Here is a 13749-nt window from a genome sequence, read left to right on the forward strand (position 1 = left end):
ATACGGTTATCAGGCTCGTCGCTTGGTGGCAGAGTCCATCCAGACTGCCAGCAAAAGAATGGCCCCCTTGACGATATACTGCCAAAACGTCGGGACGTCCATCATACTCATCCCGTTATCCAACGACGCCATGATAAATGCCCCCATGACCGCACCCGCCACGCTACCGATACCGCCGGCGAGGCTGGTGCCGCCAATGACGCAGGCGGCAATCGCATCCAGCTCGGCGATGTTACCTGCGGAGGGCGAACCGGCACCCAGACGCGAACTGAGGATCAACCCGGCGATGGCGACCATCAGGCCGTTAATGGCGAACACCGCGAGCTTAGTGCGCTCGACGTTGATCCCCGAGAGACGGGCAGCTTCAAGGTTGCCACCGATGGCATAAATGCGGCGGCCAAACGCGGTGCGCGTCGCCATAAACATCCCGCCCAGCAGTAACAGCGCCAGCAGCAGGACCGGTGTCGGAACACCGCGATAGTCGTTAAGAAGCCAGATGGCGCCCAGCACAATGACCGCAGTCAGCGCATGGCGTCCTACCACGGAGGTTGATGCCGGTGACGCCAGCCCCAGCGCCTGACGACGCATGCGCCCCCGCCACTGCCAGGCGACAAACGCCAGCAAACCTACCACGCCAATCGTAAAGCCCACGCTATCGGAGAGGTAGCTCTGACCAATTTGCGACATGGCGGCGCTGGTGGGGGAGACGGTAGTGCCGTTGGTAATCCCGATTAAGATCCCACGGAAGGCCAGCATACCCGCCAGGGTAACAATAAACGACGGGACTTTGCGGTAGGCAACCCACCAGCCGTTCCAGGCCCCCAGGACCAGACCCAGTACCAGCGTCACCGTCACGGTCAGCGGCAGCGGCCAGCCAAGCCAGACGTCGAAAATAGCCGCCACGCCGCCGAGCAGGCCCATCATCGAGCCTACAGACAGGTCAATTTCTGCCGAGATAATGACGAACACCATGCCTACGGCCAGGATCCCGGTAATGGCGGTCTGGCGGAGCAGGTTAGAGACGTTACGCGCGCTTAAATATGAGCCATCGGTCATCCAGGTAAAAAACAGCATGATGACGATAATTGCTGCGATCATCACGAAGACCTGCAGGTTCAGCGCTTTTAGCCCTGCGAACGCACCGGGCGTCGGAACGGCGACTTTGATATCAGACGGATTGCTTTTCGACATGACGTTCGCTCCTTAAGGCGGCTTCCATCACCTGCTCCTGCGTCAGGTTCTGGTTAATCAGGTTGGCTTTCAGTTTCCCCTCGTGCATCACCAGCACGCGGTCGCTCAGGCCGAGCACTTCGGGTAACTCAGACGAAATGACAATGACGGCAATCCCTTGCTGAACAAGCTGATTAATCAGTTTGTAGATTTCATATTTGGCACCGATATCAATCCCGCGCGTTGGCTCATCGAGGATTAATATGCGTGGGTTGAGAAGCAGGCAGCGCGCCAGAATCGCTTTCTGCTGGTTACCGCCACTCAGGCGGCCAATCGCCAGTTCCGGGGAGGACGTTTTGACCTTCAGCCTTGCAAGCGACTGAAGAATGCACTGTTGCTCTGCGGCATCGTCCAGGCTGCTCAGCGCGCCGGAGAACCGATCGAGTGCCGCAAGCGTAATGTTTTTCCCCACCGCCATGACCGGTACGATGCCGTCTTTTTTACGATCTTCCGGCACCATAGCAATGCCGCGGGCAATCGCCTGCTGGCAGTTGTCGATTTTCACTGGCTGGCCGTCGATATAAATCGTCCCCTCCCAGCGCCCGGGCCACACGCCAAACAGACACTGTACGGCCTCCGTGCGTCCGGCGCCGACGAGGCCCGCAATCCCGAGAATTTCGCCGCTGTGAAGAGAAAACGAGACGTTATTCACGCGTTTAATGTGGCGGTTAACGGGGTGCCACGCGGTCAGATTTTCCACACGCAGCACTTCCTCGCCTCTGGTGTGTGGCTCATTCGGGTAGAGCGCCGTCAGCTCGCGGCCTACCATCATGGTGATGATGTCATCTTCACTCATGCCTGCCGCTTCGCGCGTGCCGATGTGCTGCCCGTCGCGAATGACACAGATGGTGTCCGAAATGGCTTTAACCTCGTTTAGCTTGTGCGAAATGTAGATACAGGCGATGCCGTGGTTTTGCAGATCGCGGATGATATTGAGCAGAACTGCGGTTTCCTGTTCGGTGAGCGAAGCCGTGGGCTCATCGAGGATCAGCAGCCGTACCTGTTTGTTCAGCGCCTTAGCAATTTCTACCAGCTGCTGTTGCCCCAGACCCAGATCGCCCACGCGGGTATCCGGTGAAATATTGAGGCTCACCTGCGCCAGCAGCTTTTCACAGCGGAGCGTCATGGTGTCGTAATCCAGTACGCCGTGGTGGGAAATCTCGGCTCCAAGGAAGATGTTTTCCAGCACGGTGAGATGCTTCACCAGCGCCAGCTCCTGGTGGATAATGGCGATCCCTTTACGTTCGGTATCGCGAATGTGTGTCGCCTGGATCACTTCACCGGCAAAGACAATTTCGCCTTCGTAACTGCCGTGTGGGTAGATCCCACACAGAACTTTCATCAACGTTGATTTGCCCGAACCGTTCTCGCCGCACAGCGAAACCACTTCGCCGGGGTTCAACCGGAGGCTGACGTTGTCGACGGCCTTCACTGCGCCGAAGCGCTTGGTGATGCTTTTCATTTCAAGTAAATAAGGCATACCTGCTCCACATAACCCGAGGGAAGAACAGTACAACGTGATGCGCCCCCGCAGAGCGGGGGCCGCGCTGGATTACAGTTCGCTCTTCTTGTGGAAACCGTCTTTAATCACGGTGGCGTCAATGTTCTCTTTATTGACTTCAATTGGCGTGAGCAGGCGAGCCGGAACATCTTTCAGCCCGTTATTCAGCGTCGCGTCTGCTTTAGGCTGCTTGCCATTGCCCAGCTCCACGGCGATTTCCGCCGCGGTATTGGCAAGCTCGGTAATCGGTTTGTAGACCGTCATGGTTTGTGTGCCAGCGATAATGCGTTTTACCCCTGCCAGGTCGGCATCCTGCCCGGAGATTGCGACTTTCCCGGCCAGCCCCTGGGCGCTCAGCGCCTGGATAGCACCGCCTGCGGTGGCATCGTTGGAGGCCACGACCGCATCAATTTTGTTGTTGTTGGCCGTCAGCGCGTTTTCCATAATTTTCAGCGCGTTTTCTGGCAGCCATCCGTCGGCCCACTGATCGCCAACCACCTTAATTTTCCCGTTGTCGATGTAGGGTTTAAGGACTTTCATTTGTCCTTCACGGAACAGTTTGGCGTTGTTATCTACCGGAGAGCCACCCATCAGGAAATAATTGCCCTGAGGCACTTTGTCGATCAGGCTTTGCGCCTGTAATTCACCCACTTTTTCATTGTCGAACGAAATATAATAATCAATATCCGCATTATTAATCATGCGGTCATAAGCGAGAACTTTTATGCCCTCTTGCTTCGCTTCTTTCACAACGTTACTTAATACCTGGCCGTTATAAGGGATAATGACCAGGACATCGACACCACGGTTAATCATATTCTCGATCTGTGACATTTGCGTTTCTTCATTGCCATTCGCTGACTGAACAAAGACATTCGCACCGAGTGATTCCGCTTTTTTCACAAAGATATCGCGATCTTTTTGCCAGCGCTCCAGGCGCAGGTCGTCAATCGCCATGCCAATTTTGACCTCTTTGGCATGTCCTGCAAAGCTTACAAGGAGGAGAGTAGTGCAGATCGTTAGGGTCAGGTTCTTTATCTTCATAATTATTAGGCCTTTTGTAGGGGTATGTGTTGCTGAGATAAAAGAAACATTCACTGCTGGGACGCAGCAAATTTTTAACGCGGAAAGGCGGGCTGGCAATTACAGATTTTTATCTTCTCATTACGATATTTGGTTTATTTCTGAATTTATGACCGCGATCGGATTTTAAAATGCGTAACGTCTTAATTACATTTGATTCTGGAATTTACGCCGAAAAATAGTTTGCCTGCGCATTATTTTGCGAGCCAGCGCACAGTTGTGCATTCTCTCAATAGCAGTGTGAAATAACGTAATTGAGCAACCCAAAATGTCTATTCACTATTACTCCTGTATCAACGACTCGCCGCATACCCTGATTATGGAGCTCAATATGCAAGCTTATTTCGACCAACTCGATCGTGTTCGTTACGAAGGCCCAAAAACGACCAATCCTTTAGCATTTCGTCACTACAACCCGGATGAGCTGGTACTGGGTAAGCGCATGGAAGACCATCTGCGCTTTGCCGCCTGTTACTGGCATACCTTCTGCTGGAACGGCGCCGATATGTTCGGTGTGGGTTCCTTTGACCGCCCATGGCAGCAGCCGGGTGAAGCCATCGAGCTGGCGAAACGCAAAGCCGATGTGGCATTTGAGTTTTTCCACAAGCTGAACGTGCCGTACTACTGCTTCCACGATGTGGACGTCTCGCCGGAAGGTGCGTCTCTGAAAGAGTACCTGAACAATTTCGCGCAGATGGTGGATGTGCTGGCGGCAAAACAGCAGCAAAGCGGCGTGAAGCTGCTGTGGGGCACCGCAAACTGCTTCACTAACCCACGCTACGGCGCGGGCGCGGCAACCAATCCGGATCCGGAAGTGTTTAGCTGGGCGGCCACACAGGTGGTGACGGCCATGAACGCCACGCATCAGTTGGGCGGCGAAAACTATGTCCTGTGGGGCGGCCGTGAAGGCTACGAAACCCTGCTCAATACCGATCTGCGCCAGGAGCGCGAGCAGATTGGCCGCTTTATGCAGATGGTTGTCGATCATAAGCACAAAATCGGCTTCCGTGGCACGCTGCTGATTGAGCCGAAACCGCAGGAACCGACCAAGCACCAGTATGACTACGACGTGGCGACGGTGTATGGCTTCCTGAAACAGTTCGGTCTGGAAAAAGAGATTAAAGTTAACATTGAAGCCAACCACGCCACGCTGGCGGGCCACTCTTTCCATCACGAGATTGCGTCTGCGATTGCACTGGGCATCTTTGGCTCTGTCGATGCTAACCGCGGCGATGCACAGCTGGGCTGGGATACAGACCAGTTCCCGAACAGCGTGGAAGAGAATGCGCTGGTGATGTACGAAATCATTAAAGCGGGTGGTTTCACTACCGGCGGCCTGAACTTTGACGCCAAAGTACGTCGTCAGAGCACCGACAAATACGATCTGTTCTACGGTCACATTGGCGCGATGGACACCATGGCGCTGGCGCTGAAAGTCGCCGCTCGCATGATTGAAGACGGTGAGCTGGATAAGCGTGTTGCGAAGCGCTACAGCGGCTGGAACAGTGAGCTGGGTCAGCAAATTTTGAAAGGCCAGTTATCACTTGCGGAGATCGCGAAGTACGCTGAACAGCAGCAGCTGGCGCCGCGGCACCAGAGCGGGCACCAGGAACTGCTGGAAAATCTCGTAAACCACTATCTGTTTGATAAGTGATTGAGCTGAAGATGCACGTAGGCCCGGTAAGCGTTAGCGCCACCGGGCATTTCTGTTAAAGGAGTCACCGTAATGTATATCGGGATCGATCTTGGCACGTCGGGTGTGAAAGCCATCCTGTTAAGCGAGCAGGGCGATGTGTTAGCCACGCAGACGGAAACGCTGCAGGTTTCACGTCCGCATCCGCTGTGGTCGGAACAGGACCCGGAGCAGTGGTGGCAGGCAACGGACCGTGCCATCAAGGCGCTAGGCGAGAAACACGCTCTGCGTGACGTCAAAGCGCTGGGGATTGCCGGGCAAATGCACGGCGCAACGCTGCTGGATAGCCAGCATCGCGTGTTGCGTCCTGCGATCCTCTGGAACGATGGCCGCTGTGCAGAAGAGTGTGCGCTTCTTGAGGAACGTGTACCCACCTCCCGCCAGATCACCGGCAACCTGATGATGCCCGGTTTTACCGCACCGAAACTTCTGTGGGTACAGCGTCATGAACCTGAGATTTTCCGGCAGGTGGCGAAAGTCCTGCTGCCGAAAGATTATTTGCGTTTTCGCATGACGGGTGATTTCGCCAGCGACATGTCTGACGCGGCGGGCACGATGTGGCTCGACGTGGCGAAACGTGACTGGAGCGAGGCGATGCTGGATGCCTGCCATCTGACCCGCGCCCATATGCCCGCGCTGTTCGAAGGTAGCGAGGTGACAGGCACGCTGCAGCCAGCCGTTGCTGAACGCTGGAATATGCCAGCCGTACCGGTGGTGGCCGGAGGCGGTGACAATGCGGCGGGGGCCGTGGGTGTCGGCATGGTGGAGGCAGGGCAGGCGATGCTGTCGCTGGGAACGTCCGGTGTCTATTTTGCCGTTAGCGACGGGTATCGCAGCAACCCTGAAAGCGCTGTGCACAGTTTCTGCCATGCCCTTCCGGGGAAATGGCATTTGATGTCAGTGATGCTCAGTGCCGCATCTTGCCTGGACTGGGCGGCAAGACTCACCGGCATGGCCGATGTTCCGGCGCTCATCTCCGCCGCGCAGCAGGCGGATGACACCGCGGGTACGATCTGGTTTTTACCGTATCTTTCCGGTGAGCGAACGCCGCACAACAACCCGGAAGCGAAAGGGGTGTTCTTTGGTTTAACTCATCAGCATGGCCCGGCTGAGCTGGCGCGTGCGGTTCTGGAGGGTGTGGGCTATGCGCTGGCCGACGGCATGGACGTGGTGCATGATTGCGGCCTGAAACCGTCGAGCGTCACCCTGATTGGCGGCGGCGCGCGGAGCCCTTACTGGCGACAGATGCTGGCTGACATCAGCGGATTGCAGCTGGATTTCCGCACTGGTGGCGATGTCGGGCCCGCACTCGGCGCCGCACGGCTGGCACAGATAGCCATGAACCCCGAAAAACCGCTTTCACAATTGTTACCGCAGCTTCCGCTTGAACAGGCGCACTTGCCTGACGCAGCACGCCATGCCCGCTATGCGCAGAGGCGCGACGTGTTCCGCAAAATCTATCAGCAGCTGCTGCCGCTGATGTCGTAAACATCCGCCGGGTGGCGCTGCGCTGACCCGGCCTACAACTCCCCGTACATCTGGTTAACTTACAAACCTGCGCGTATCGATTCTTTGCAGCAGCATCGACAGCAGCAGGCTGATGACCAGCGTGGCGGCAAAAATCCAGATGATATCCAGCACCGGCCAGCTCTTTAGCTCCACACCTCTTGTTCGCAGGGCGTGGATCACCAGCGCGTGAAAACCATAAATTCCGAGCGAGTGCCGCGAAATCACGCTCAGTACCGGGAGTGGCCGCGCGTTGAGCGTGTTTTTAACGAGCGTAAGCAGCGAGACGGCACAGAGAAACACCATCGGTCCGCAATACAGGTACCAGGTATCGGCAAAATTACCGCGCCACTGCAATTCGTGCAGCGTCCCGCGCGATATCACCGCCACGCCTGCGATAAACAGCGACGCACAAAGCCAGTTCAGACTACGTTTTTGCGTCTCCATCATCCCGATGGCGCGCCCCAGCATGCCGTAAAGCACGTAATAGAAGGTATCGCCGTTGATATAGAGATTGACCGGCAACCATTCAAATCCGTCGATTTTCTGCGAGACCGTATTCGGGTTGGCGATGAGGCCAATCACCACCATCAGGGCCAGCAGCATTTTCCCGCTGACGTTTTTCACCTGAATAAGAGGAGAGACGAGATAGATAACGATAATGGCGAAGAAAAACCACAGGTGATAGAACACTGGTTTTTGCAGCAAATATTTGAGTGATAGCCCGGCGTTAATTGAGGTGAACAGGGTGATATAGAGCAAGGCAACGGCGCTGTAAAACCCCAGACAGGCCGCGATGCGGATGAAGTGCCTCGGCTGCGCGCTACGTTCGCCAAAAAAGAGAAAGCCGGAAATCATAAAAAATAGCGGGACGCTGACGCGAGACGCAGAGTTGAGAATGTTGGCAATGTCCCAGTTAACAGAGCTGATGCTGTGCGCATTCGTGACATACCAGGTCGTCGTGTGGATCATGACCACCATCAGACACGCTATTCCTCGCAGGTTATCAATCCAGTTAATTTTTGACGCCATCAGTTCCTCGTGTTCCCTGTAAATGGAGTGTGACTGCCATTGTCCAAAAGTCTTCGTTTGGAAAATTCTGAGTTTTATCAGCAGGCTTGCCGGAAGACCGCGAGATTCGCAGAATGGCGAACCTTAATCTATAAAAGCTTTGATACTAAAAATAACAGCCACTGACCAGGACGGTAATAAAAATGATGATGAAGCGAGTGGCGTCACTCTTTCTGCTGCTCATGCTGGCAGGTTGCAGTACGCCACAAGAAGCACCTGTGCAAAAAGCACAGCAGGGCAAAATGAGCCCGGAACGTTCACTGAACATGGAGGCAATCTGTAAAGATCAGGCTGCACGCCGCTATAACTCGGCCGTTCAGAAGATTGATGTCACCGGATTTGAGCGCTTTCAGGGAAGCTATGAGCTGCGGGGCCATACGTCGCGTAAAGAGGGCTTTGTCTGCTCGTTTGATGCAGACGGCCAGTTTTTACACCTCTCCATGCGCTAGCCTGCTCGCATAATCAACAGCCAGACGTCGCCCACGTTCTGGCCTGAAGGCTTATTTCCCAATTTTCCCTAAACAACCCCGTTTCGTACTGTATATCTTGCAGCCAGCGGGTATACTGGTCCCTTCCATTTAAAACCACACGTATCCAGCACGAAATACTATGCAAAAGTTTGATACCAAGACCTTCCAGGGCCTGATCCTGACCTTACAGGATTACTGGGCTCGTCAGGGCTGCACCATTGTTCAACCTTTGGACATGGAAGTCGGCGCCGGCACTTCACACCCGATGACCAGCCTGCGCGCGCTGGGACCAGAGCCAATGGCGACCGCGTATGTGCAGCCTTCCCGTCGTCCGACCGATGGTCGTTACGGTGAGAACCCGAACCGTCTGCAGCATTACTATCAGTTCCAGGTGGTGATTAAGCCATCGCCCGACAATATTCAGGAACTGTACCTCGGGTCGCTGAAAGAGCTGGGTATGGATCCAACCATTCACGATATCCGTTTCGTGGAAGATAACTGGGAAAACCCAACGCTGGGTGCCTGGGGTCTGGGTTGGGAAGTGTGGCTGAACGGCATGGAAGTGACCCAGTTCACTTACTTCCAGCAGGTTGGCGGTCTGGAATGTAAGCCGATCACGGGTGAAATCACCTACGGTCTGGAACGTCTGGCGATGTATATTCAGGGCGTAGACAGCGTTTACGACCTGGTCTGGAGCGACGGCCCGCTGGGTAAAACCACCTACGGCGACGTGTTCCATCAGAACGAAGTGGAGCAATCCACCTATAACTTCGAATACGCGGACGTGGACTTCCTGTTCACCTGCTTCGAGCAGTACGAGAAAGAAGCGCAGCAGCTGCTGGCGCTGGAGACTCCGCTGCCGCTGCCTGCTTACGAGCGTATTCTGAAGGCCGCCCACAGCTTCAACCTGCTGGACGCCCGCAAAGCCATCTCCGTGACTGAACGTCAGCGCTACATTCTGCGTATTCGTACCCTGACCAAAGCCGTTGCAGAAGCTTACTACGCGTCCCGTGAAGCCCTTGGCTTCCCGATGTGCAACCGAAACAAATAAGAGGCGGCCATGTCTGAGAAAACTTTCCTGGTGGAAATCGGCACCGAAGAGCTGCCACCAAAAGCCCTGCGCAGCCTGGCTGAATCTTTTGCTGCGAACGTGACCGCCGAGCTGGATAACGCTGGCCTGGCGCACGGTAAAATTGAGTGGTTTGCTGCGCCGCGTCGTCTGGCGCTGAAAGTGGCAAATCTGGCGGCGTCTCAGCCGGATCGTGAAGTCGAAAAACGTGGCCCGGCTATTGCCCAGGCGTTCGACGCGGAAGGCAAGCCAAGCAAAGCGGCTGAAGGCTGGGCGCGCGGTTGCGGCATCACCGTTGACCAGGCCGAGCGTCTGACCACCGACAAAGGCGAGTGGCTGCTGTATCGTGCGCATGTGAAAGGCGAGAGCGCAGAAGCGCTGCTGCCGGACATGATTGCCACGTCGCTGGCGAAATTGCCGATTCCTAAGCTGATGCGCTGGGGCGCGTCTGACGTCCACTTCGTGCGTCCGGTCCATACCGTGACCCTGCTGCTGGGCGACACCGTTATTCCTGCCACCATTCTGGGCGTGGCGTCCGATCGCGTGATCCGCGGCCACCGCTTTATGGGTGAGCCGGAGTTCACCATCGACAATGCCGACCAGTATCCGCAAATTCTGCTGGAGCGCGGCAAGGTCATTGCTGACTACGAACAGCGTAAAGCCAAAATCAAAGCGGACGCGGAAGAGGCGGCGCGCAAGATTGGCGGTAATGCCGATCTGAGCGACAGCCTGCTGGAAGAAGTGACCTCTCTGGTTGAATGGCCGGTGGTGCTGACTGCGAAGTTCGAAGAGAAATTCCTGGCCGTTCCGGCAGAAGCGCTGGTGTACACCATGAAGGGTGACCAGAAGTACTTCCCGGTCTACGCCAACGACGGCAAGCTGCTGCCAAACTTCATCTTCGTCGCCAACATCGAATCGAAAGATCCGATCCAGATTATCTCCGGTAACGAGAAAGTGGTGCGTCCACGTCTGGCGGATGCCGAGTTCTTCTTCAATACCGACCGTAAAAAGCGTCTGGAAGATAACCTGCCGCGTCTGCAGACCGTGCTGTTCCAGCAGCAGCTGGGTACGCTGCGCGACAAGACCGACCGCATTGCGGAGCTGTCCGGCTGGATCGCCCGCGAAATTGGTGCCGACGTCAACCATGCGACCCGTGCGGGCCTGCTCTCCAAGTGCGACCTGATGACCAACATGGTGTTCGAATTTACCGACACCCAGGGCGTGATGGGCATGCACTACGCGCGTCACGATGGCGAAGCGGAAGACGTGGCTGTGGCACTGAACGAGCAGTATCAGCCGCGCTTTGCGGGTGACGAACTGCCGTCCAACCCGGTCGCCTGCGCCGTGGCGATTGCCGACAAGATGGACACCCTGGCGGGTATCTTCGGTATCGGCCAGCATCCAAAAGGGGACAAAGACCCGTTTGCGCTGCGTCGTGCTGCGCTGGGCGTGCTGCGCATCATCGTTGAGAAGAACCTGAACCTCGATCTGCAGACACTGACCGAAGAAGCGGTGCGTCTGTACGGCGACAAGCTGACCAACGCGAACGTGGTGGACGACGTTATCGACTTTATGCTCGGTCGTTTCCGCGCCTGGTATCAGGACGAAGGTTACACCGTTGACACCATTCAGGCGGTGCTGGCGCGTCGTCCGACCCGTCCGGCTGATTTCGATGCGCGTATGAAGGCGGTTTCCCACTTCCGTACGCTGGAAGCGTCATCTGCGCTGGCTGCGGCTAACAAGCGTGTCTCCAACATTCTGGCGAAATCCGACGAAACGCTGAACGAACGCGTGAACGCCGCAACCCTGAAAGAGCCGGAAGAGATTGCTCTGGCGATGCAGGTTGTGGTGCTGCGCGACAAGCTCGAACCGTACTTCGCGGAAGGCCGCTACCAGGAAGCGCTGGTGGAGCTGGCGGAACTGCGTGACGTGATCGACGCCTTCTTCGAGAAAGTGATGGTGAACGTAGAAGATAAAGACCTGCGTATCAACCGTCTCTCTATGCTCGAAAAACTGCGCGAGCTGTTCCTGCGCGTGGCGGATATTTCGCTGCTGCAGTAATGTGCACGCTGTCATAAACATGTGAGCCGTCTTTCTTGCCGGGTGGCGCTACGCTTACCCGGCCTACATTGTGTAACGGGTTGCACGTTTCATTGTAGGCCCAAGCGTAGCGCCGCCGGGCGAAACTGACAAAATGCACTTTGCCAGCAGTTTGAAAACCCGCTTCGGCGGGTTTTTTATGGGGCTTTTGTAGGCCGGATAAGCGCGGCGCCTTCAGGGTATCGGCAAAGTAGTCCTTCCCAAAGGGCTGAGGGAGTATAAGTCGCCCAAAATTTAACCTTGAAACCTTCAACACATTACCGTTATCCTTACCCTCGTTAAATTTCTCGCGCTGGAGTGCCCCCCAAAAATGAACAAACACGACTGATGAATTTCGATCCTTGCTAAACGCCACCGCGTCGGCAGGGGATGTTTTGATTTCATTCAGGAGTGCTTATGGCTCATTTAGCGCAGTCCCCTTCTTTTATTTTGCATCAGGTCACCTGTCAGTTTGCGACGGGGGATACCCTTTTTGGTCCGCTGAATCTTTCTTTGGAACCGTCTCTGTGCGCGCTGGTGGGCCGCAACGGCAGTGGGAAAACACGTCTGCTGCGCCTGCTGGCGGGGCTTGATGAACCCGCAAACGGGCATATCGAACGAACCGGAACACAGGTTTATGTGGCGCAGCAGCAGGATATTTTGCCACACACGACGCTGGCTGAATTGCTCGGGTACGAGGCAATCTTCGCGGCGCGAGCGCGTGTCGACAGCGGAGAGTATCAGCCTGACGATCTGGAAACGCTTGATGGCTTCTGGGATTTAGCAGAACGCCTGAGCGAGGCGTTTGCCCGGGCGAGACTGCCGCCGTTTGATCCGGATAAGCCTGCCGCTGAACTCAGCGGTGGCGAGCGTGTCCGCGCGTTGCTGTGCGGGGCGTTTACGGCGCAAGCGGATTATCTGCTGCTGGACGAACCCACTAACCACCTGGACCGGCAAGGCCGGACATGGTTCTACGACCAGCTTGCCCGTTATCAGGGCGGTGTACTGGTGGCCTCCCATGACCGTGAGCTGCTGGCGCAGGTGCCGCGTATTCTTGAACTGAGTGGCGCGGGTCTTCGCAGCTATGGCGGGAATTATGCGGATTATCAAACCCAGCGCGATGCTGAGCAACAGGCTGCCCGCGCGGCGCTGGAGCACGCGGCGACGGCGCGCAAACGTACCCGCGCGCGCATGCAGAAAGAGCATGACGACAGCCAGCGGCGGTCGGCAAAAACATTACGCACCGTCGATACCCTCAATATCGCATCGTTCGAACGCGTCAAATATAAAGGCGCGGCAAAGGAACGTATTGGCAGCTGGAAAAAGCAGCATAACGAGCAAAATGATGTCCTGAACGCTGCCGTAAACAAGGCGCGTGAGCGGGTTGAAGACGATAACCCGGTGATGTTTACCCTGCCGGGGAGTCAGATTCCGGAAGGAAAACAGGTGCTGGTGATGGAAAATCTGGTGCTGCCACATGTGCTAGTTCCCCCACTCAACTGGCGGATGGATGGTCCGATGCGCGTGGCGTTAAAAGGACCAAACGGCTGCGGGAAGTCGACGCTGTTAAAAGCGATTCTCGGCGAAATCAGCCCGCGTTCAGGGACCTGCAACGTTTCCGTCAGCTGCGCTTATCTCGATCAACATCTGTCCCGGCTCGATCTCTCGCAGTCGGTCATGACCCACCTCAACCTGGGCAATACGCCCCTTGAAGAGGGGGTATTACGAACCCGTTTAGCACAGCTTCAGTTGGGGGCCGATAAAGTCGCGCTCCCGCTGGCGGAACTGAGCGGCGGTGAGCGTCTTAAGGCGGCACTGGCCTGCGTATTATGGCGTGCTGAGGCCACGCAGCTCCTGTTGCTGGATGAACCGACCAACCATCTGGATCTGGCCTCGGTTCAGGCCATTGAAGAGGCATTGGCCGGTTTTCCGGGAGCAGTGCTGGTGGTGTCACACGATGACGCTTTTTTAAAAGGGTTAACGTTGTCGCACGAGATGATCTGGGAAGAGGCGGGCTGGCGTTGCGAAAGTCTTTAAACACAAGCCC

Annotated in this window: 10 protein-coding genes; 6 read left to right on the plus strand and 4 right to left on the minus strand. The window is 56.0% G+C overall.

Annotation, left to right across the window (positions count from 1 at the left end; translation table 11 throughout):
- Positions 1 to 9: 9 nt before the first annotated feature.
- The 3 genes from xylH to xylF all read right to left on the minus strand — a co-directional run bounded on the left by xylH (position 10) and on the right by xylF (position 3775).
- Positions 10 to 1191, minus strand: a complete 1182-nt coding sequence (gene xylH / locus AAER43_RS00720) for a xylose ABC transporter permease XylH (protein WP_057057599.1) — start codon at positions 1189 to 1191, stop codon at positions 10 to 12.
- On the minus strand, positions 1169 to 2710 hold the full coding sequence (locus AAER43_RS00725) for a xylose ABC transporter ATP-binding protein (RefSeq protein WP_050862729.1): 1542 nt from the start codon (positions 2708 to 2710) through the stop codon (positions 1169 to 1171). Before AAER43_RS00725 ends, xylH begins: the two co-directional genes overlap by 23 nt.
- Positions 2711 to 2782: 72 nt before the next feature.
- Positions 2783 to 3775, minus strand: a complete 993-nt coding sequence (gene xylF, locus AAER43_RS00730; protein WP_014882036.1) for a D-xylose ABC transporter substrate-binding protein — start codon at positions 3773 to 3775, stop codon at positions 2783 to 2785.
- A 370-nt stretch (positions 3776 to 4145) separates the two neighbouring features.
- Between xylF and xylA the strand changes: the two genes are divergently transcribed.
- Positions 4146 to 5468, plus strand: a complete 1323-nt coding sequence (gene xylA / locus AAER43_RS00735; protein ID WP_100246814.1) for a xylose isomerase — start codon at positions 4146 to 4148, stop codon at positions 5466 to 5468.
- Positions 5469 to 5540: 72 nt separating this feature from the next.
- Entirely contained in the window at positions 5541 to 6995 is a 1455-nt protein-coding gene (gene xylB, locus AAER43_RS00740) for a xylulokinase (protein WP_050862730.1), read from the plus strand.
- Between the two features lie 54 nt (positions 6996 to 7049).
- On the opposite strand, the gene AAER43_RS00745 is transcribed toward xylB, so the two are convergent.
- Positions 7050 to 8045 (minus strand): acyltransferase, encoded by a 996-nt coding sequence (locus AAER43_RS00745; protein WP_023331748.1) that lies wholly within the window; start codon positions 8043 to 8045, stop codon positions 7050 to 7052.
- Between the two features lie 182 nt (positions 8046 to 8227).
- On the opposite strand from AAER43_RS00745, the gene AAER43_RS00750 reads away from it, so the two are divergent.
- The 4 genes from AAER43_RS00750 to AAER43_RS00765 all read left to right on the plus strand — a co-directional run bounded on the left by AAER43_RS00750 (position 8228) and on the right by AAER43_RS00765 (position 13739).
- The gene (locus AAER43_RS00750; protein WP_014882040.1) at positions 8228 to 8533 is read left to right on the plus strand and encodes a YsaB family lipoprotein; all 306 of its coding nucleotides are present in this window, start codon (positions 8228 to 8230) and stop codon (positions 8531 to 8533) included.
- A gap of 160 nt (positions 8534 to 8693) precedes the next feature.
- Positions 8694 to 9605, plus strand: coding sequence for a glycine--tRNA ligase subunit alpha (gene glyQ / locus AAER43_RS00755; protein WP_003860141.1), 912 nt, complete (start codon positions 8694 to 8696; stop codon positions 9603 to 9605).
- Positions 9606 to 9614: 9 nt separating this feature from the next.
- Entirely contained in the window at positions 9615 to 11684 is a 2070-nt protein-coding gene (gene glyS, locus AAER43_RS00760; protein WP_014882041.1) for a glycine--tRNA ligase subunit beta, read from the plus strand.
- Between the two features lie 435 nt (positions 11685 to 12119).
- Positions 12120 to 13739: an ABC-F family ATP-binding cassette domain-containing protein gene (locus AAER43_RS00765; protein ID WP_050862731.1), complete on the plus strand. Its 1620-nt coding sequence runs from the start codon at positions 12120 to 12122 to the stop codon at positions 13737 to 13739.
- The last annotated feature ends 10 nt before the right edge of the window (positions 13740 to 13749 follow it).

The organism is Enterobacter sp. FUJ80071, assembly GCF_038739915.1.
Classification (GTDB): Bacteria; Pseudomonadota; Gammaproteobacteria; order Enterobacterales; family Enterobacteriaceae; genus Enterobacter; species Enterobacter kobei.

What these genes read in the sequence shown, in the direction of transcription:
- AAER43_RS00765 (WP_050862731.1), top strand. Translation starts at nt 12,120, where the DNA reads ATGGCTCATTTAGCGCAGTCCCCTTCTTTTATTTTGCATCAGGTCACC.
- xylA (WP_100246814.1), top strand. Translation starts at nt 4,146, where the DNA reads ATGCAAGCTTATTTCGACCAACTCGATCGTGTTCGTTACGAAGGCCCA.
- xylF (WP_014882036.1), bottom strand. Translation starts at nt 3,775, where the DNA reads ATGAAGATAAAGAACCTGACCCTAACGATCTGCACTACTCTCCTCCTT.
- xylB (WP_050862730.1), top strand. Translation starts at nt 5,541, where the DNA reads ATGTATATCGGGATCGATCTTGGCACGTCGGGTGTGAAAGCCATCCTG.
- AAER43_RS00750 (WP_014882040.1), top strand. Translation starts at nt 8,228, where the DNA reads ATGATGATGAAGCGAGTGGCGTCACTCTTTCTGCTGCTCATGCTGGCA.
- glyS (WP_014882041.1), top strand. Translation starts at nt 9,615, where the DNA reads ATGTCTGAGAAAACTTTCCTGGTGGAAATCGGCACCGAAGAGCTGCCA.
- xylH (WP_057057599.1), bottom strand. Translation starts at nt 1,191, where the DNA reads ATGTCGAAAAGCAATCCGTCTGATATCAAAGTCGCCGTTCCGACGCCC.
- AAER43_RS00725 (WP_050862729.1), bottom strand. Translation starts at nt 2,710, where the DNA reads ATGCCTTATTTACTTGAAATGAAAAGCATCACCAAGCGCTTCGGCGCA.
- glyQ (WP_003860141.1), top strand. Translation starts at nt 8,694, where the DNA reads ATGCAAAAGTTTGATACCAAGACCTTCCAGGGCCTGATCCTGACCTTA.
- AAER43_RS00745 (WP_023331748.1), bottom strand. Translation starts at nt 8,045, where the DNA reads ATGGCGTCAAAAATTAACTGGATTGATAACCTGCGAGGAATAGCGTGT.